The organism is Terriglobus roseus DSM 18391 (genome assembly GCF_000265425.1).
GTDB classification, from domain to species: Bacteria; Acidobacteriota; Terriglobia; order Terriglobales; family Acidobacteriaceae; genus Terriglobus; species Terriglobus roseus.
Genome location: NC_018014.1, coordinates 329705 through 348002 on the forward strand (window position 1 = coordinate 329705; position 18298 = coordinate 348002).

An 18298-nucleotide genomic window follows, 5' to 3' on the forward strand; every position below is an offset into this window, starting at 1 on the left:
AGAACGGAAACGGAATGGCTGAGTCAGTAAATCCCGACGCAACCGCCCTTACGACCGCCAGCCCCACGGTAGTGACGACGATCCAGTCGGCGAAGCTGACCCTGGCTGACGTGCGCAAGCGGCTGGACGGCAAGAACGGCAAGCGCTTCTGGCAGAGCATGAACGAGCTCTCCGACGCGCCTGGCTTTGAAGACATGCTGCACGAGGAGTTTCCCCGTCAGGCATCGGAGCTGACCGACGGCGTAAGCCGCCGCGGCTTCATGAAGGTGATGGGCGCGTCGCTGGCACTTGCTGCGACCACCGGTTGCACCAAGCAGCCGGATGAGCCAATCTTCGCGTATGTGAAGTCGCCAGAGGACCTGGTCCTCGGTAAGCCCAACTACTTCGCAACCGCCTACCCGTTCCCCACCGGCGCGGTTCCCGTGCTGGTCAAGAGCGAGGCGTACCGTCCCATCAAGATCGACGGCAACCCCGAGCACCCGGTTTCGAAGGGGCGTTCGGACGTCTTCACCCAGGCGACCCTGCTGGACCTGTATGACCCGGATCGCTCGGCTCACGTCATCAAGCACGTCGGTGGCGCCACGCTGAACTCGGACTTCGGAGCGTTCTCGGATGCTCTCCGCGGCGCACTGCAGATGAGCGGTGGCGGCCAGGGCGTGTACGTCCTGAGCGAGCCGATCGTCTCGCCGTCGCTGGCAGCACAGTGGAAGCAGCTCTCTGCGAAGTACCCCAGTGCGAAGCTGGTGCAGTGGTCCCCGGTCAACAATGACTCGGCCCGCATCGCATCGAAGGCCGCCCTCGGTGACTACTACGACGCCCAGTACAAGCTGGAAAATGCTGACGTCATCCTGTCGCTCGATGCTGACTTCCTCTCGTCCAACGCCTTCCCGGGCTTCCTGCCCATGTCGGCCGCGTACGCAGAGCGTCATCGCTACGAGACCGGCAAGGTCATGAACCGCCTTTACGTCGTCGAGAGCATGCCGACGGTGACCGGTGGCAAGGCAGAACATCGCCTGGGCCTGAAGCCCAGCGACATCGAGAAGTTTGCAGCAGCGCTGGTATCGGGTTCCAGCTTCTCGGGTAGCGAGTGGGCACAGAAGTTCCTTAAGGAAGTGGTTGCTGACCTCAAGAAGGCCGGCAGCAAGGCAGTCGTGGTCGCCGGTGAGCAGAGCTCGCCCGCGGTGCAGGCTGCAGCACACGCCCTGAACGCACAGCTTGGCGCCATTGGATCGACCGTCGTATACACCGAGACGGTGCAGGCTCTGCCATCGGTTGGCGGACAGGATCTGAAGGCACTCGTCAGCGCCATGAACGCAGGCCAGGTTCGCGTCCTTGTCATGCTGGGTGCGAACCCAGCGTACAACGCACCCGCTGACCTTCGCTTTGGCGATGCCATGACCAAGGTGCCGTTCGTCGCGCACCACGGCCTGTATCTGGATGAGACCGCACAGCGCGCCCACTGGCACGTGAATGCGGCTCACTATCTTGAGAGCTGGTCGGACGCCCGGGCGTATGACGGTACGATCTCCGTCATTCAGCCGATGATCGATCCGCTCTATGGCGGCAAGACGGCGCACGACGTTCTGCAGACCGTTCTGGACAATCCGCAGATGACCTCGTATGAGGTTGTGCAGGCGAACTTCAAGACCTACGCCAAGGGCGGCGGCGACGCCACCGCATGGCAGAAGGCACTGCATGACGGCTGGGTCGAAGGCACAGCGTTCGAGCCGAAGTCCGGCATCAGCGGTAAGGGCGGCAGCATCACGCCGACCATGACCGCAGCCGCACCCGGAACCTACGAGATCGCCTTCAAGGCCGATCCGTCGATCTATGACGGCCGCTTTGCCAACAACGGCTGGCTGCAGGAGCTGCCGAAGCAGGTTACCCGTCTGGCCTGGGACAATGCCGCCCTGATGGGCATTGAGACCATGGCTGCACTGAAGGTCGAAGAGCGCGATTTGATCGAGCTCGAAATCAACGGTCAGAAGGTTGTGTTCCCGCCCTTCGCTATGCCGGGACACCCGGAAGGCGTCATCACCGTGCACCTGGGCGGTGGACGCTGGTTTGGTCGCGTGGCTCAGTACGTTGGATCGGATGCGAACAAGCTCCGCTCGATCGATGCACAGTGGGCACAGGGCGGTCTCAAGGTCAAGCCTGCTGAAGGCAAGTATGACCTCTGCGTAACCCAGGTCCACGATCTTGATCACCGCGGCAAGCTGGCGCAGAGCGATCTCGCGGTCAAGACTGATCCGAATGCTGCCATCTCGGAGCCCGGTCACGAAGCCATGGAGCGCGGTGTCATTCGTACCGCAACCCTGGCAGAGGCACAGAAGAACCCGGCCTTCGCACATGAGGGTAACCTCCTGTACGAGACCCCGAAGAAGGACGACAGCTTCTTCCCGGATGCCTGGAAGTACGACAACGTCGACAAGTCCACGGGCCAGATGCAGAATGCCTGGGGCATGTCGATCGACCTGAACTCCTGCATCGGCTGCAACGCTTGCGTGGTCAGCTGCTATGCGGAGAACAACATCCCCGTCGTCGGCCGCGAGCAGGTCAAGGTCGGCCGCAAGATGGACTGGATCCGCATCGATACGTACTTCGAAGGCGATCTACACGCACCCAAGGCGCACTTCCAGCCCATGCTCTGCCAGCATTGCGAGAACGCAGGCTGCGAGCAGGTCTGCCCGGTCGGTGCAACGGTTCACACGCCGGAAGGCCTGAACACCATGGTGTACAACCGTTGCGTGGGCACACGCTATTGCTCGAATAACTGCCCATACAAGGTTCGTCGCTTCAACTTCCTGCTGTACTCGGACTACGACACGGAGAGCCTGAAGTTCATGCGCAATCCTGACGTCAGCGTGCGTTCGCGCGGCGTGATGGAAAAGTGCACGTACTGCACCCAGCGCATCCAGGCCGTCAAGATCGAGGCTGACAAGGAAGGCCGCGCAATTCGCGACGGCGAGATCGTCACAGCATGCCAGCAGGCCTGCCCGACCGACGCAATCGTCTTCGGCAACATCAACGACAAGGGCAGCCGGGTATCTCGGCGCAAGGCAGAGGAGCGGAACTACCAGGTTCTCGCTGACCTCAACTACCGTCCGCGGACCAGCTACACCGCAGGCGTGTCCAACCCGAACCCTGAGCTGGAGATGGCGTAATGGCGACCAAACCTGTCATTGATCCGTACCGCCACCCGGTGAACGACCCCATGATTGATCCGATCACGGGTGAGTTCGCGGTACTCGCGCCGGGCCACAACTTTACGAGTGTTACGCGGAAGATCGCGAACGTCGTTCTCACCTCGCACACGCCACTCGGCTGGTTCTTCGGCCTCATCGTGGCCGGTGGTGTGGCTTCGCTGGCGCTCATCGCCATCACGTGGCTGGTGCTTAAGGGCGTCGGTATCTGGGGTGTCACCATCCCCGGCGCGTGGGGTTTCGCCATCGTCAACTTCGTCTGGTGGATCGGTATCGGCCACGCCGGTACGCTGATCTCGGCGATTCTGTTGCTCTTCAAGCAGAGCTGGCGTAACTCGATCAACCGTTTCGCAGAAGCCATGACGATCTTCGCCGTGGTCTGCGCCGGTATCTTCCCGGTCCTGCACATCGGCCGTCCGTGGCTGGGCTACTGGCTTCTGCCGCTGCCCAACACCATGAACATCTGGCCGCAGTTCCGTTCGCCGCTCTGCTGGGACGTCTTCGCTGTGTCCACCTACGCGACCATCTCGGTTGTGTTCTGGTACATCGGCATGATCCCTGACTTCGGCACACTGCGGGACAAGGCACAGCTGCCGTTTGCCAAGTGGGCGTACGGTCTGCTCTCGCTCGGCTGGCGCGGATCCACACGTCACTGGATGCGGTATGAGACGGCTTCGCTGCTGCTCGCTGGCCTATCCACGCCGCTCGTGCTCTCCGTGCACACCGTCATTAGCTTCGACTTCGCGGTCGCTGCTCTGCCGGGCTGGCACACGACAGTCTTCCCGCCGTACTTCGTTGCGGGCGCTATCTACTCTGGCTTTGCCATGGTGCTCACACTGGCCATTCCGATCCGGAAGTTCTACCACATGGAAGACCTTGTGACGATGCGTCACCTGGACAACATGGGCAAGGTCATGCTGGGCACCGGCTTGATCGTGGCGTACGGCTATGGCCTGGAAGTCTTCATGGCCTGGTACTCCGCGAGTCACTGGGAGTTCTTCATGATGTGGAACCGCATGTTTGGACCGATGGGCTGGGGCTACTGGCTGCTCATCCTCTTCAACATCGCGTTGCCGCTGGGCACACTGTGGTGGCGCAAGCTGCGCACCAACGTCGCCTACCTGTTCACTATCTCCATTGTGATCAACATCGGTATGTGGTTTGAGCGCTTCGTAATCGTCGTGACGTCGCTGTACCGCGACTTCCTGCCGAGCTCGTGGGGCACCTACCGCGCTACCAAGTGGGATTACCTCCTGTACATCGGCACCATGGGCATCTTCACCAGCCTGTTCCTGCTGTTCGTTCGGTTCGCTCCGATGATCCCGATGAACGAAATCAAGATGATGCTGCCGCAGACCAAGTTTGCGGGCGGCATGGATGCGGAAGAAACCGTCGAGGAGACTGTCTAATGCCAGTCGAAGAGGGAGTCTACGGCCTCCTGGCCGAATTCAATACGCCGCAGGCGATGGTGAAAGCCACCATCGCAGCGCGGGAAGCGGGTTTCCGTCGGATGGAGTGCTACACACCCTATCCTGTAGAAGAAGCCGCTACTGCGCTGGATGTGCACCGCAACCGCGTGCCGCTGATGACACTGCTGGGCGGCCTGATGGGCCTAACCACCGCGTTCACCATGCAGACGTGGATGTCCGCAATCTCGTACCCGCAGAACATTGCAGGACGTCCCCTGTTCTCGTGGCCGGCATTCATCATCCCGGCGTACGAGTGGACGATTCTGTTCGCCGGCCTCTCCGCAGCGTTCTCCATGCTCGCGCTGAATGGCCTGCCGCAGCCGTACCATCCGCTCTTCAACGCGCCCAACTTCCGCGTTGGCGCAACGGATGACAAATTCTTTCTGTGCCTGGAAGCGACCGATCCCCAGTTCGATATGGGCAAGACGCGGCAGTTCCTGGAACAGTTCCGCGCCGTCAGCGTGGTGGAGGTAGATCTGTAATGCAGGCTCTGGGGATCAAGAAACAAGCACGACTGTCCCAGCCTGAAGTACAGGCGACCGGGAACAGGGCAAAGGGGACGGGGTTCCAGCGCATCGCCGCTGCCACCATCGCCTGCGCCAGCATGTTGGGTCTGGCGGGTTGCCGCCAGGACATGCACAACCAGCCGAAGTTCTATCCGCAGCGCGGAACCAGCTTCTATGCAGACGGCCGTTCGGCTCGTCCGCAGGTATTGGGAACGATTGCACGCGGCCAGGAAGATTCTGGATCGTACTTCCGTACCGGCATGGTGAATGGCGCCGAGGGTGACGGACTTCCCGTACCCCTGAACGCTGACCTCATCGCGCGCGGCCAGGAGCGGTACAACATTTATTGCACCTCTTGCCACTCGCGTACCGGCAACGGCCGCGGCATGATCGTAATGCGTGGCTTCATGGCGGCTGGAAATTTCCACACAGAGCGCCTGCGCTCTGCGCCGCTGGGTCACTTCTATAACGTAATCACCAACGGCTACGGCGCGATGCCTGATTACTCCGGACAGATTGAGCCGGCCGATCGTTGGGCAATCGCAGCTTACGTCCGCGCTCTGCAGCTGAGCCAGCACGCGACCACAGCAGATGCTGGCGGAGCGAAGGTCGAGAAGATGGAAGATGTCGAGGCCAAGGAAGGCTTCGCTCCTGACTTCCTCAAGGACTGGGAGCTGCCCGCGACCTCGGGCCAGATCAAGAGCTCTGCTCCGGCTGCTGCTCCTCTGCCCGCCCCAATGCCCGCTCCCGCTGCAGAAGCAGCGAAGCCGGCACAGGTATCGCAAGCAAACCCTAAGACGGCTCCTCTGGCATCTGCCCTGCCAGCCGGAGCCAAGCCTACCGTTGCCACGGTGGCTGTAGCCAAAACGGAAGCGCGCGCCAGTGCACCATCGGCCGTCGCACCGCACGCGGCTGCAGGTGATGTGGCGAACGGGCAGAAGCTGTACATGGCAAATTGCAGTGTGTGTCACCAGCCCAACCGCGCTGGCATGGCACCCATGATTCCGTCGCTGGTGGGCATTGTCGCCCGCGTAGGAGCGGCACACATTCACGCGCAGGTCGCAAACGGCGCGCAGACGGGCCCGGTGAAGATGCCGGCGTTCCCGCGACTTTCGACGGCGAACGTGGATGACATCATCGCGTTCCTCGCAGCAAGCAAGTAACAGAACCAAGTCCTGAAGGAAATCGAGAAGGCCCGCAACGCATGGCACACGGACACGAACAATTCGCCCACGAAGGAGCCGGAGACCCCGGCGCAGCGGCCCACGCCCTGCACGCCGATCACGGCCCGCGGGTGCTGCCCGCCGACCTGAACGCTCCGCCGGTCGTCGCGGTCTGGAAGACGCGCGCGCTCATCGCCGCCGGTGCCGGCCTCATTCTGTCGGCCATCATCGCCCTCCTGGGCGGACCGCTCGGCTTTGATCATGTGCTGCGCGCTTACCTGCTCGGCTTCATGCTGACGTTCGGCTTCTGCGGAGGCGGTCTCTGCTTCCTCATGCTGCAGTACGTCACGGGCGGCAAGTGGGGACTGATCATGCGTCGGCCCATGGAAGCCATGAGCAACACGCTTCCGGTCATCGTCGTGCTCTTCATCCCGCTGATGATCTTCGCAAAGCGCCTGTGGATGTGGGCCGCCTTCCCGACCCACGAAGCAGTCGAGAAAGCCCTGCACAGCGGCCTGCTCGACGAAGGCCAGGCTCACTCGCTCGACTGGAAGCGAATCATGCTCAGCCCGATGAGCGTCATCATCGAGTTCGTCGTGGTCTTCGGCTTCATGGCACTCTGGGGCGGCATCCTGAGCAAGTGGTCCCTGCAGCGTGACGCGGATCCCGCAGCCGGCACACAGGGATCCTTTGAGTACTGGCGCATCAAGGCCGAGAACCTCTCCGGCATCGGCATCCTGATCTACGTGGCGCTGCTCACCATCGTGGCCATCGATCTCGTCATGTCACTGGACATCACCTGGTACTCCACCATGTACGGCCTGATCTTCCTGGTCGGCCAGGGCTACGGCGTACTCGCGCTGGGCGTCCACACGATCATTCGTCTGTCGAACTTCCAGCCGCTGAAGACCGCTCTCCGCAAGACGGAGCAGTACGATCTCGGCAAGTTCATGCTCGGGTTCGTGATGCTGAATATCTACCTCAGCTTCGCGCAGTTCCTGATCATCTGGTCCGCCAACTCGCCGGAAGAGATTCCCTGGTACCTGAACCGCATCCGTGGCGGCTGGTGGGTTATCTGCTCCCTGGACTTCATCTTCCACTGGGTTGTGCCGTTCTGCCTGCTGCTCAGCCGCCAGTTCAAGTACGACAGCCGCAAGATGCTGGCCCTTACCGGCTGGATGATCTTCGCCCGCTGCTTCGACCTGTTCTGGATGATCGAGCCCAACTTCCCGGACGCAGCCGCGAACCTGCACTTCAGCTTCGGCATCTTCGCCTACATCACCGTGCCGCTCTTCGTAATCGGTGTGTGGCTGTACTTCTACCTGACCAACCTGGCCTCGCGTCCGGTGATCGTTCGCAACGACCCGCACACTGCCGAGGTCCTGGAGCCCGAACATGCCCACTGAGTTCAATGACCGCGATCACGTAGAGAGCGTCAAGGGGCCATCCACCTCGCACGACGAGCATGGCCTTCCCAAGCCGGTTCCTCACCCGTCGGAGAAGTTCGACGCGGAGCATCCGGGCTACGAGACCACCGACGTCAACACCAAGGGTGTTGTGGTCTTCCTTGGCGGCCTGATGGGCTTCCTCATCGTCTTCTTTGTCCTTTGCTACGCCATGGGTAAGGCAATCAACTACGGCCTGCTGAAGCAGGATGTGGATGACGCTTCGAAGTCGGCTCTTGCAGGTGGCAGCCCGGCTGGTATTCAACGCCGTGGTGAAAGCTTGGCAAATAACCCGGTGCAGGAACAGCAGGCCGCGGCGAAGATCGCGCAAAGCTTCCCGACACCGCGCCTGCCAACGGACGACTCGAACCAGGAGACTGCGGACATGCACGCCCGCGAAGATCTCCTGCTGGAGCACTACACCGCTGCCGATCCTGCTGAGGGACCAGCCGGGACGATTCACATCCCGATTGAGAAGGCGATGGAGCTCGTCGTGAAGCGCGGCCTGCCGGCTGCTGCCTCCATGGCAAGCAGCACACAGGGCAAGCTGACGGGCGACAAGCAGTACAGCTCCATAGCGCCTCTGACCAGCGGATTTGCCCGTACCGGCTATGAGCTCGACCAGATGGAAAGCCGCGAACAGAAGATGAGCCTGGGTGAGAACTCAGCGGAAGCAAAGAAGTAACCGCACCGAAGCAGGGAGCAGCACATGCAGCAGCAGAACACAATCCGGAACAAACGTTCGACCAACAGGCTCGGCCTGCTGGCGCTGGCGTTGGGTCTGCTGTGCTCTGCGATGCCGTCGCACGGGCAGGTCTCCAGCTACGGTGACAAGCAAACCGGCGAAGAGTACGGCAACGAACTGCCGGCAGTTCTGAAGGGTGCAGCAATCGACCAGCACCTGAACACGACCCTGCCGAACGTGCCGTTCGTCGACGAGACGGGGAAGCCGGTCAACACGGCCGACTACTTCGGCAAGGACAAGCCGGCCGTTCTTGCGCTCGTGTACTTCAAGTGCCCGATGCTCTGCTCGGAAGAGCTGGATGGGCTGGTGCAGTCCCTGGCCATGGTTCATCTGGATCCGGCAAAGGATTTCAACGTCCTGATCATCAGCATCGATCCTACGGATACGCCTGCTGACGCAGCCAAGAAGAAGGCGCTCTACACCCGTCGTTATGCTCGTCCGGGCACCGAGGGTGGATGGCACTTCCTGACAGGCCAGCAGGCATCGATCGATGCCGTGACCAAGGCAGTTGGCTTCGGCTACGTGAAGATTCCATCCACGGATGGTAAGACGACGCAATTCGCTCACGCGAGTGCGATCCAGTTGCTTACGCCGGATGCGAAGATTTCACAGTACTACCTGGGTGTGGAGTACTCGCCGAAAGACCTGATGCTGGGCCTGGTCGAGTCTTCAGACCACAAGATCGGATCGCCGGTCGCGAACATTTTGACGTATTGCTACCACTACGATCCACACCGGAACAAGCACAGCTTGATCGTCGCGCGTGTGGTGCAGTTTGGCGGCATGATCACGGTCGCGGGCTTGGGTGGATTCATGTTTTTGATGTTTCGGCGTGACCTGAAACTGGGGCGCGACCATGCTTTGACGCGCAAGGACGAAGACAACACTTAGTCCCGGTGAAGTTTGAAACCGCCGCCGAAACAGCAGTACCGCAACGAGAGACCGGACAGGAAGAGATAAAGGCAGACGATGGGAATCAGTCCAGTACTTTGGCAGTTTCTAACCAAGTGGCTCACCACCTCGGCGCTATGGCCGCAGGAGGCCTCCACCATCGCGCCCTGGGCGGATGCGCTGTACATCTTCCTCTGGTTGGTGACGCTCCTGGGCCTGGTGCTGGTGGGCGCCCTCCTACTTGTGTTCAGCATCAAGTACCGCAAGGAAAAGAGCCCGGTCGCGACACAGATCGAAGGCTCAACGCTGCTGGAAGCGACGTGGACCATCATCCCACTCGGCATCTTCCTCTTCGTCTTCGTCTGGGGAGCCTGGCTTTACTTCCGCATCTACAATCCGCCAGCCGACGCTATGCAGGTTTATATCGTTGGCAAGCAGTGGATGTGGAAGGCCGAGCATCCCGGCGGTCAGCATGAAATCAATGCTCTGCACGTCCCGATCGGACGTCCGGTGCAGTTGACCATGATCTCGCAGGACGTATTCCACTCGTACTCGATCCCCGCCTTCCGCGTAAAGCGCGAGGTCATCCCGGGTCGTTATACGACGGTGTGGTTCAACGCCACCAAGGAAGGTACGTATCACCTGTTCTGCACCCAGTATTGCGGTACGCTGCACTCCGGCATGATCGGTGACATCGTCGCCATGGCGCCGGAAGACTATCAGCGTTGGACAGAAGAGTCGACCAGCGGTATGAGCCTGGCTCAGAACGGCGAACGCCTCTTTGCGTCCATGGGCTGCAATAGCTGCCATAACGGCAACGCCACGGCAGCGGGTCCCAACCTGGCCGGCGTGTCCGGGTCTAAAATCAGGATGGATGACGGTACCGTTCAGGTAGCCACCGATGGCTGGCTGCGCGATACCATCCTCAATCCGTCGCAGCACGTCCCTCTGGGCTACAAGCCGATTATGCCGACCTACCAGGGTCAGATCAGTGAAGAAGGTCTGATCGATCTGGTGGAGTACATCAAGGGCCTGAAGACCAACTACCGTGTGCAGCAGACGCTGGACACTTCCAAGTCAAACGACGCGGCGCCCATGGTGCCCGAAAAGGTGACGCAATGAGTACCATCGTCTCCCTGCCTGACCAGGCGACGGCCGTTGTGCCGAAGAAGAACTACATCACCGCTGAGCATGGCCTGCTGAGCTGGCTGCTGACTGCCGATCACAAGCGGATCGCGATGCTGTATCTCTTCAGCATCACGTTCTTCTTCTTCATCGGCGGCTTCTTCGCCGGCATGGTACGCCTGGAACTGCTGACGCCCGCCGGCGATCTGATGGCGGCCGACACCTACAACAAGATGTTCACGATGCACGGTATCGTGATGATCTTCCTGTTCCTGGTGCCGTCTGTCCCGGCGACGCTCGGCAACTTCTTCATCCCGATCATGATCGGTGCGAAGGATCTGGCGTTCCCGAAGATCAACCTGCTGAGCTGGTATCTGTACATGGCCGGCGGCATCTTCGTCCTGACCACGCTCGTTCTGGGTGGCGTTGATACCGGCTGGACATTCACCACGCCGCTGTCGACGCACTACCTGAACACGCACGTCGTCACGACCGCGACCGCCATCTTCATCGCAGGCTTCTCGTCGATCTTCACGGGCCTCAATTTCATCGTGACCGTGCACCGCATGCGCGCGCCGGGCATGACATGGTTCCGCCTGCCGCTCTTCGTGTGGTCGAACTATGCTGCCTCGGTCCTCATGGTCCTCGGCACGCCGGTTCTCGCAATCGCGATCGTTCTCGTCGCGCTCGAGCGCACGCTCGGTCTGGGTGTCTTTGACCCGGCCAAGGGTGGCGATCCGCTACTCTTCCAGCACTTGTTCTGGTTCTACTCGCATCCGGCCGTGTACATCATGATTCTGCCGGGCTTTGGTGTCATCTCTGAGGTGATCTCGACCTTCAGCCGCAAGCGCGTCTTCGGCTATACGGCAGTCGCGTTCTCCTCAGTCGCCATCGCGGTCTTCGGCTTCTTCGTGTGGGCTCACCACATGTTCATCATGGGTGTGTCGAACTACTCGGCACTCGTGTTCTCCCTGCTGACAATGCTGGTCGCCGTACCCTCGGCCATCAAGATCTTCAACTGGGCGTTCACGCTGCAGAAGGGTTCCATCACCTTCGAGACGCCGATGCTCTACGCCTTCGGTTTCATCGGTCTGTTCACCATCGGTGGTCTGACCGGTGTCTTCCTCGGATCGCTCGGTATGGACGTTCATCTCACCGAGACCTACTTCATCGTGGCCCACTTCCACTTCGTCATGGTGGGCGGCATGTTGATGGCGTTCCTCGCGGGTATCCACTTCTGGTGGCCCAAGATGACCGGCCGTATGTATCCGGAAGGCATGTCGAAGTTCGCCGCCGTGGTCACATTTATTGGCTTCATCCTCACCTTCTTCCCCCAGTTCATCGTGGGTTACCTAGGCATGCCGCGTCGCTACGCTGCGTATCCTGCCGAGTTCCAGGTGCTGAACGTCCTCTCGACCGCAGGTGCCACAGTGCTCGGTGTTGGCTACATGCTGCCAATCTTCTACCTGGCCTGGTCGCTGAAGTACGGTGCCATCGCCGGTAACAACCCGTGGCAGGCAACCGGCCTTGAGTGGCAGATCCAGTCGCCGCCGCTGACCGAGAACTTCCTCGAGACGCCGATCGTCGACCACGAGGCCTACGACTACGAGTGGCTTGAGCGTAAGACGCAGCGCGAGTTGCAGCACGTCGGCTAAAGCATAATCGGTGGACCCGGCAGGGTGCCGGGTCCATCGGGTTCCAAACGACTTACGTAAGAAACGAACTACGCTGTTCCTGAGAGGGTTTTGCATGTCGATCGCTTCGACCATCACGCATCCGCCGGAGCCCGAGATCCACGCGTCACACGACGTGCACGAGCACCCGTTCTACCAGAAGCACCACTTCGAGACGGCGGAACAGCAGCGCGAGGCTGCCAGCTTCGGCATGTGGCTCTTCCTGCTCACGGAAATCATGTTCTTCGGCGGGCTGTTCTTCGCCTACCTGCTCTACCGCAACTGGTACTACGACGCATTCGTCGCGGCCTCGAACTCGATCAGCATGCCGCTCGGCCTGATCAATACGGTCGTCCTGATCAGCTCGTCGTTCACCATGGCCATGGGTGTGTGGTCGGCAGAAGTCCGGAACAAGAAGTTTCTGGAGTGGTCGCTCATCGCAACCATCGTCCTGGGCTTTGTCTTCCTTGGCATTAAGTCCGTCGAATACGCGCAGAAGTTTGAAGAGCACCACGTGCCGGGCGCTTCCTTCGACATCCGTGACTTCGTGCATCCGCCGGCTGACAGCAAGGAAAAGCCGCTCACCGTCGACATGGCGAACCACACCCAGATCTACTTCTCGCTGTACTTCGCGATGACGGGCGTGCACGCACTTCACATGATCATCGGTATCGCCATTCTGTTCGTCCTGCTGGTGAAGGCAAGGACGGGCTTGTACACCACGGGGTACGTCCAACCGATTGAGAACTTCGGCCTCTACTGGCACTTTGTCGATATCGTCTGGATTTTTCTGTTCCCGTTCCTGTACCTGATCAACCGACATTGATGCCGGTCCGTGCAGCAGAATTCGCCGCCACCGCAACACCATACTTTGAGGAAGCAGCATGAGCGAACCGGTCACATCGCACAATCTGGCGCCAGTCGATAACGAGCAGCACAATATCGACTTTCACGACCCGGCTAACATCACGAACCCGGAGCACGTAGCGCATCACATCGTCAGCCCGGCCGTCTACGGCATGATCTTCGGCGTGCTGATGATCGGCACTCTGGCGACCGTCGGCGCGTCGATGCTGCCGCTCGGCATCTTCAACGCACCGATCGCGATCGCCATCGCCTGCACCAAGGCTGTCTTCGTCGTGCTCTTCTTCATGCACGTCAAGTACAGCTCGCGCCTGGTCAAGCTGACAGTCTCCGCCGGCTTCTTCACCTTCTTCGTGCTGGTGATGATGTGCATGCTGGACTACTTCACGCGCGCCTGGGGTCAGTGGTAGAACTCCGGTCGTATGAATACGCAGTAACCGAAAATGAAGGGCGCCTCTCAGAGGCGCCCTTCTTCATTTGCTGGAGGCTGTTGCTACGTCCCGGTCGGTATTTGGATACGATCCAGGACGACGTCTGACGGCTGCGCAGTCACGGGATCAAGGCGAAGACCGAGCTCGCGCCTCATGGTCTCTGCAAGATCTTTCCCGGCAACCGGAGCACTCTTGGCATACCTGCCGGAGTATTCGCTCGGAGCCGGTGCCCAACTCAACTCAAAATCCCACCGCCCCTTGATACCCGTCTCATCCACCACGGGCCGGTCAAGTACAGCTCTCTGCAACATCGTAGCGAAATCTGCGAGCGTGGCATTGTGTACTGTCAGCGTTCCAGGCTTCGGCATGGCAAGCGCTGGTAAAGACCCCGGCATTGCCATACTCCCGGCCAGTTTGGGCCCCGCCGGTTCCACGTGGATCGCGTAACCCGGAAGGCTCTCCCCACCGCTGTGGGCGACCAGTCCAAAGCGTTCGGTCAACGCCTGCTTCAGCATCGCTTTGCACGCGGCATCATCCGGCGAGCCGCCACCGCGATAGTGCATCTTCAAATCAAACAGAGTCTGTCCAGCCCAAGCAGGCGCATTCACGATCCGCTTGGGATGGACGTTGTACGCAAACGCGATAATGTCGATCAGCGTGGTGTTTACCGCTTCCAGATTATTGTTTGGCCGTACGCGAAAGCCGCTACCTTCGGTCGCAGGGTCCGATCGCAAGACGCTGATGGAGTCGTATAGATTAGTCCGCGAGGCTGGCTCGACCGTTGTCTGGCTGCAGGACGTGGAAGGCAGTGCGACAAGTGCCAACAGCGCTGCCAGTGAAAGGGTGTATCGCTTCGTCAAGCCGTGCATGCTCACTCCGCGTATCAGATTGTGGGTTGGGTTCTAACCATCAGACGTAGCCTCTAATCAATAAGTCGCGCCATGACCGCATCATGATGCGTTGTCGCACCCACAGTAAAGTAACGCTCGCCAATCTGCGTAAAGCCAGCCTTCTCATAAAACCGAATCGCCGCATGGTTCTTCCCATAGACACCCAGCAACAGGCGAGTGCGACCCAGCTCGCGTGCGTACGCGACGGCCTGATCCATCAGCGCCTTGCCAATTCCGAGCCCCTGAAAGCGGTGCAGCATGTAGATGCGCCGCAGCTCGTAATCTTCAGGAGTCAGTTCCACCGGCAGATCCGGCTCGCAGCAAACGATGTAGCCCACAGGCCCGTCGCCCGGCGGCACCTCCGCAATGGCCGCGCGCCCCGTCGGCATCGCCAGGTACTTTGCATAACTCTCGATTGAGTGGTTCTTATGGAAGTGCGCCAGGATGTCGTCGCCATTCAGGATGTCGGCAAAGGCCTCCAGAAAGCTCGCGCCGCCCACCAGTTGCAGGCGAGCCTCATCGCCGGCAGCGCAGCGGCGCAGGGTAAATGCTGTCGATTCGCTCATGCGTTCCAGCATATCGCCGCACTACTTCGTCGCGGCAGAATCGTCGCCGCCCAGCGCTTTCCGAACAGCATGCCAGCTCTTGCCCAGCGCGTGTCCCGTGCTCTGCGCCGCCGTGCCCAGCGCATTGCTACTCTGCTCGCCTGCAATCGAGATCGCCCGCCCGGTCGAGTCGCCACCCACCACCGCGCCATTGATCGCAGAATTACCGCCCAGAATCGCCGCCTGCGCGGGTCGCTTCGCCGGGTTCGCCCACGCAATATCCGTCTTCAGCAGCCGGTCGACGCGGGCCGTCCGCTCTGGCGGAAAATCGCTGCGCAGCATCTTGTCGCTCAGCGGCCCCGGCCATTGTGTCGACGAGCTCCACACCGCGCCACTCATCGGCGCTCGCAGCTCGCCCAGGTTCACCACAGGCGGACTCGCCAGATCCACCATCCGCCCGCATCGGTCGCCGCCGCACCCATGTGTACACATCGACTCCGTCAGGAACGACCCATGTTTCCCGCTTGAGATCCACACCCGCGCTCCATGCGTCTCCGCATCCACCGTGCTGGCGCGGGCCAGGTGGCTCGCATCGCAAACGGTATCTTCATGCGCCGCGGCATACCAGTACGCGGCGCGCCAGCTCTTCACCTCGGCCGGCTTTGAGGAGTCCGTCAGACGCAGCAGTGCAGCCACATGCTCCGCATCCAGCGGATGCCCCATGCGTCCACAGTCCCTTCGCCACAAATGGTAGAAGTGCAGTTCGATCACGTCCGGCGAACCATCCGCAACATGCCGCGGCGTCGCCTGCCCGTACAGCGTGCCATCCTCCTGCGCCACGGTCGGCACAGCAATGCCCGGCGTCAGTCTCGCAGGTCGCACCGAACAGTCGTCCGCAGCAATCTGCAGGTGCGGCGCATACTGCTGCAGCAATGCATTCTCCAGCGCATCGGACAGGCCGTCATGATCAGAGTCAGTGCTCTGCGACCTAGCGCTCGCAGCAAACAACAAGAGGAGGACAAGCAGGCGCAAGGGGGGCGCACCTCAGCGGGAAGTCGTTGCTCTTTTCAGATGCGATCTACGGCTTTCGAGGCTTTCAGGCCGTCGTCTTCACGCGCGCCTTCAAAGCCACCGCCGGATTGCCCGCATACACCGTCCACGGCTCCAGCGATCGCGTCGCCACGGACGACAGCCCCAGCACCGCGCCCTCGCCTACCTGAACACCCGGAGCAACCGAGGCCCGTGCACAGATCCAGCAGTACGCGCCAAAGTGCATCTCGTAGGCCAGCAGCGGAAACGCGGCCGAGTTGTAATCGTGCGTGGCCCCGCACAGAAACGCCGCCTGCGACACAATCGCGTGCGAGCCAAAGTGCATCGGTGCCGGGTTATAGATCTCCGCACCGTCGGCCGCCGTCACCTGGTCCGCGCAGACCAGGTTCCACGGCGCCCAGATCTTCGACCCCGGATAGAAGTGGCAGTTCGCTCCCATCGTCGCGCCAAAGCACCGCAGCAGCATCGCGCGCCACGCATGCATCGGCCGCGGAGACAGCCGATACAGCAGCAGCCACACCACGCCCCACGCCAGCCGCATCAGCCGATTCTTCAGGCTGAAGGCAGGGCGAAGATACGGGTCCGCAATGTCGCTCGCATACCCATGATCCGTCGCCACATAGTCCGGCTTGCTTGCCATCTGCGCTTACCCAGCTTCCTTGTCGTTCGGTTCATGGCGCCGTTACAGCCGCAACCGATGGTCGTCCGCAAACGCGAACAGCACCATCGGCATGTGTCTCGCAAGGGAAGCGTTATTCTTCCGCGCGGCTCTTGTGGCCGGTCAGTTTCCCGTCCATATCGGCCAGAATGTAAGCGGTCACGGCCAGCATACTGGTGTTGCGTTTAAAGCTGTCAGGATCCACCTTGTCCAGGGTGTCCGCCTCGGTATGGTGCCAGTCAAAGTAGTGCTCGCCAACCGTGCGGGGTGACAACGCGGGCACACCCTCTGCCGTAATCGGACCAATATCTGATCCGCCACCGCCAGGCGACAGTGTTGCTGCATCGATCGAGCCCAGCAGCGACACAATGTCCAGCATGATCGCCTGCGACTTCTGATCGTCCGCCGACATCGCCGGTGGAGTCGCTGATGGTGCACCGCGACGTCCCCCACCGAAAGCCCCGTAGTTCATACCCAGTGGCTTCTCCGCTCCGCCATCCATCTCGATGGCAGCGACATGGTCGTTCACCTTGTCACCCAGCATCTTGCGATAGGCAATGCCGCCGGAGTCGTTACTCTCTTCGCTCACCCAGAACACAACACGAATGGTGCGCTTCGGCTTCAACCCCAGCTTGTGCAGCAGCGAAACGGCTTCAAACGTCGCCATGATGCCGCCACCATCGTCCTGCGCGCCCTGACCCACATCCCAGCTATCGATGTGGCCGCCCAGCACCACCACTTCGTTCGGCTTCTCGCTGCCGGTGATCTCACCCATCACATTGCCAGACTCCACGTCGGCTTCCTGGTGAGCGTCCATCTGCAGGTGAACGGTAACGGGCTTGCCTTCCTTCACCAAACGCTCCAGCAGCAGCGCATCCTCGACAGAGAGCGCCGCTGCAGGGATCTTCGTGGGCACCGCAGGGTCATAGCGCAACGTACCGGTATGCGGGGTTTGCATGGCCAGGCCAGTGGCTGAACGGACAAGCACCGCAGCCGCACCATGTGCCGCCGCCTTCGATGCAGAGCCGGTCCGATACTGCGACCCAACGCCATAGCCCTTCCATCCAGGGTTGAACAGGGCGATCTTGCCCTTCAGCGCGTCCGGGCCAAGCGCGTCCAGTTCTTTGAAGTCGCTGAAGAAGACGACGGGCGCCGTGATGCCTTCCTTCGGCGTACCCACGCTCATACCCAGGCCCAGCATGTGCAGCGGCTTCTTCACCGGCCCAACGATCTCGGCAGACTCATTGCCGCGGATCCAGTGGGGCACCATCGCCGGCTGCACCTTCACATTCTGCAGACCGGCCTTACGCATCAGCTCTGCGCCCCACGTCACGGCGTCATTCAACCGTGTCGATCCCGTAATGCGGTTGCCAACGTGATCCGTCAGGTACGTCAACGCCTTGTAGCCATCGTCATCGGCCATGCCTGCGGCCAGAATCTTGTCGGCTGTGTCTTTGTACTTCGCTGCCAGCGGGCCGGCAACACCGGGTGTTCCAGGGCGCTGTGCGCCTGCGCCCATCTGGGCGTGGAGCGTGGTGGCTGCAAGCAGTGCAATGCCGGAAAGCGCACGGGTCAATCGCATGGATCTCCTTCGATCGGTACAAAGATGAAACTTCAAACTAAGGCACAACGGGGAGTGT

The 18298-nt window shown here is 60.9% G+C and carries 16 protein-coding genes; 11 read left to right on the plus strand and 5 right to left on the minus strand.

Annotation, left to right across the window (positions count from 1 at the left end; all coding sequences use genetic code 11):
* The first annotated feature begins 14 nt into the window (after positions 1-14).
* From TERRO_RS01390 to TERRO_RS01440, 11 genes are all read left to right on the plus strand, one after another.
* Positions 15-3164, plus strand: a complete 3150-nt coding sequence (locus tag TERRO_RS01390; protein ID WP_245536184.1) for a TAT-variant-translocated molybdopterin oxidoreductase — start codon at positions 15-17, stop codon at positions 3162-3164.
* The gene (gene nrfD / locus TERRO_RS01395) at positions 3164-4612 is read left to right on the plus strand and encodes an NrfD/PsrC family molybdoenzyme membrane anchor subunit (RefSeq protein ID WP_014784203.1); all 1449 of its coding nucleotides are present in this window, start codon (positions 3164-3166) and stop codon (positions 4610-4612) included. Before TERRO_RS01390 ends, nrfD begins: the two co-directional genes overlap by 1 nt.
* A complete protein-coding gene (locus TERRO_RS01400; RefSeq protein ID WP_014784204.1) occupies positions 4612-5154 on the plus strand; it encodes a DUF3341 domain-containing protein in 543 nt (180 codons plus the stop codon). The genes nrfD and TERRO_RS01400 overlap by 1 nt, the downstream gene beginning before the upstream one ends.
* Complete coding sequence (locus TERRO_RS22560) at positions 5154-6341, plus strand: c-type cytochrome (RefSeq protein ID WP_014784205.1); 1188 nt, start codon at positions 5154-5156, stop codon at positions 6339-6341. Before TERRO_RS01400 ends, TERRO_RS22560 begins: the two co-directional genes overlap by 1 nt.
* A gap of 41 nt (positions 6342-6382) precedes the next feature.
* Positions 6383-7747, plus strand: a complete 1365-nt coding sequence (locus TERRO_RS01410) for a hypothetical protein (RefSeq protein WP_014784206.1) — start codon at positions 6383-6385, stop codon at positions 7745-7747.
* Positions 7737-8471, plus strand: a complete 735-nt coding sequence (locus TERRO_RS01415; protein WP_014784207.1) for a hypothetical protein — start codon at positions 7737-7739, stop codon at positions 8469-8471. The genes TERRO_RS01410 and TERRO_RS01415 overlap by 11 nt, the downstream gene beginning before the upstream one ends.
* A 24-nt stretch (positions 8472-8495) precedes the next feature.
* Positions 8496-9422 carry an SCO family protein gene (locus TERRO_RS01420; RefSeq protein WP_014784208.1) on the plus strand — a complete coding sequence of 309 codons (927 nt, stop codon included), beginning with the start codon at positions 8496-8498 and terminating at the stop codon, positions 9420-9422.
* A 78-nt stretch (positions 9423-9500) separates the two neighbouring features.
* Positions 9501-10544, plus strand: a complete 1044-nt coding sequence (gene coxB / locus TERRO_RS01425; RefSeq protein ID WP_014784209.1) for a cytochrome c oxidase subunit II — start codon at positions 9501-9503, stop codon at positions 10542-10544.
* Positions 10541-12202, plus strand: coding sequence for a cytochrome c oxidase subunit I (locus TERRO_RS01430; protein WP_014784210.1), 1662 nt, complete (start codon positions 10541-10543; stop codon positions 12200-12202). Before coxB ends, TERRO_RS01430 begins: the two co-directional genes overlap by 4 nt.
* A gap of 94 nt (positions 12203-12296) precedes the next feature.
* Positions 12297-13046, plus strand: a complete 750-nt coding sequence (locus tag TERRO_RS01435) for a cytochrome c oxidase subunit 3 family protein (RefSeq protein ID WP_014784211.1) — start codon at positions 12297-12299, stop codon at positions 13044-13046.
* Positions 13047-13104: 58 nt separating this feature from the next.
* Positions 13105-13494 (plus strand): cytochrome C oxidase subunit IV family protein, encoded by a 390-nt coding sequence (locus TERRO_RS01440; RefSeq protein ID WP_014784212.1) that lies wholly within the window; start codon positions 13105-13107, stop codon positions 13492-13494.
* 83 nt (positions 13495-13577) lie between these two features.
* On the opposite strand, the gene TERRO_RS01445 is transcribed toward TERRO_RS01440, so the two are convergent.
* The 5 genes from TERRO_RS01445 to TERRO_RS01465 form a co-directional block, all read right to left on the minus strand.
* On the minus strand, positions 13578-14384 hold the full coding sequence (locus tag TERRO_RS01445; RefSeq protein WP_014784213.1) for a TIGR03435 family protein: 807 nt from the start codon (positions 14382-14384) through the stop codon (positions 13578-13580).
* A 53-nt stretch (positions 14385-14437) separates the two neighbouring features.
* Entirely contained in the window at positions 14438-14971 is a 534-nt protein-coding gene (locus TERRO_RS01450) for a GNAT family N-acetyltransferase (RefSeq protein ID WP_041592841.1), read from the minus strand.
* A gap of 21 nt (positions 14972-14992) precedes the next feature.
* Positions 14993-15982 (minus strand): hypothetical protein, encoded by a 990-nt coding sequence (locus TERRO_RS01455; protein ID WP_014784215.1) that lies wholly within the window; start codon positions 15980-15982, stop codon positions 14993-14995.
* Between the two features lie 64 nt (positions 15983-16046).
* Positions 16047-16640, minus strand: a complete 594-nt coding sequence (locus TERRO_RS01460; protein WP_014784216.1) for an LbetaH domain-containing protein — start codon at positions 16638-16640, stop codon at positions 16047-16049.
* 112 nt (positions 16641-16752) lie between these two features.
* Positions 16753-18240, minus strand: a complete 1488-nt coding sequence (locus TERRO_RS01465) for a M20/M25/M40 family metallo-hydrolase (RefSeq protein ID WP_014784217.1) — start codon at positions 18238-18240, stop codon at positions 16753-16755.
* Positions 18241-18298: the final 58 nt, after the last annotated feature.

Coding starts and splice junctions, on each gene's coding strand:
- TERRO_RS01390 (WP_245536184.1), top strand. CDS start 15: ATGGCTGAGTCAGTAAATCCCGACGCAACCGCCCTTACGACCGCCAGC.
- nrfD (WP_014784203.1), top strand. CDS start 3,164: ATGGCGACCAAACCTGTCATTGATCCGTACCGCCACCCGGTGAACGAC.
- TERRO_RS01400 (WP_014784204.1), top strand. CDS start 4,612: ATGCCAGTCGAAGAGGGAGTCTACGGCCTCCTGGCCGAATTCAATACG.
- TERRO_RS22560 (WP_014784205.1), top strand. CDS start 5,154: ATGCAGGCTCTGGGGATCAAGAAACAAGCACGACTGTCCCAGCCTGAA.
- TERRO_RS01410 (WP_014784206.1), top strand. CDS start 6,383: ATGGCACACGGACACGAACAATTCGCCCACGAAGGAGCCGGAGACCCC.
- TERRO_RS01415 (WP_014784207.1), top strand. CDS start 7,737: ATGCCCACTGAGTTCAATGACCGCGATCACGTAGAGAGCGTCAAGGGG.
- TERRO_RS01420 (WP_014784208.1), top strand. CDS start 8,496: ATGCAGCAGCAGAACACAATCCGGAACAAACGTTCGACCAACAGGCTC.
- coxB (WP_014784209.1), top strand. CDS start 9,501: ATGGGAATCAGTCCAGTACTTTGGCAGTTTCTAACCAAGTGGCTCACC.
- TERRO_RS01430 (WP_014784210.1), top strand. CDS start 10,541: ATGAGTACCATCGTCTCCCTGCCTGACCAGGCGACGGCCGTTGTGCCG.
- TERRO_RS01435 (WP_014784211.1), top strand. CDS start 12,297: ATGTCGATCGCTTCGACCATCACGCATCCGCCGGAGCCCGAGATCCAC.
- TERRO_RS01440 (WP_014784212.1), top strand. CDS start 13,105: ATGAGCGAACCGGTCACATCGCACAATCTGGCGCCAGTCGATAACGAG.
- TERRO_RS01445 (WP_014784213.1), bottom strand. CDS start 14,384: ATGCACGGCTTGACGAAGCGATACACCCTTTCACTGGCAGCGCTGTTG.
- TERRO_RS01450 (WP_041592841.1), bottom strand. CDS start 14,971: ATGAGCGAATCGACAGCATTTACCCTGCGCCGCTGCGCTGCCGGCGAT.
- TERRO_RS01460 (WP_014784216.1), bottom strand. CDS start 16,640: ATGGCAAGCAAGCCGGACTATGTGGCGACGGATCATGGGTATGCGAGC.
- TERRO_RS01465 (WP_014784217.1), bottom strand. CDS start 18,240: ATGCGATTGACCCGTGCGCTTTCCGGCATTGCACTGCTTGCAGCCACC.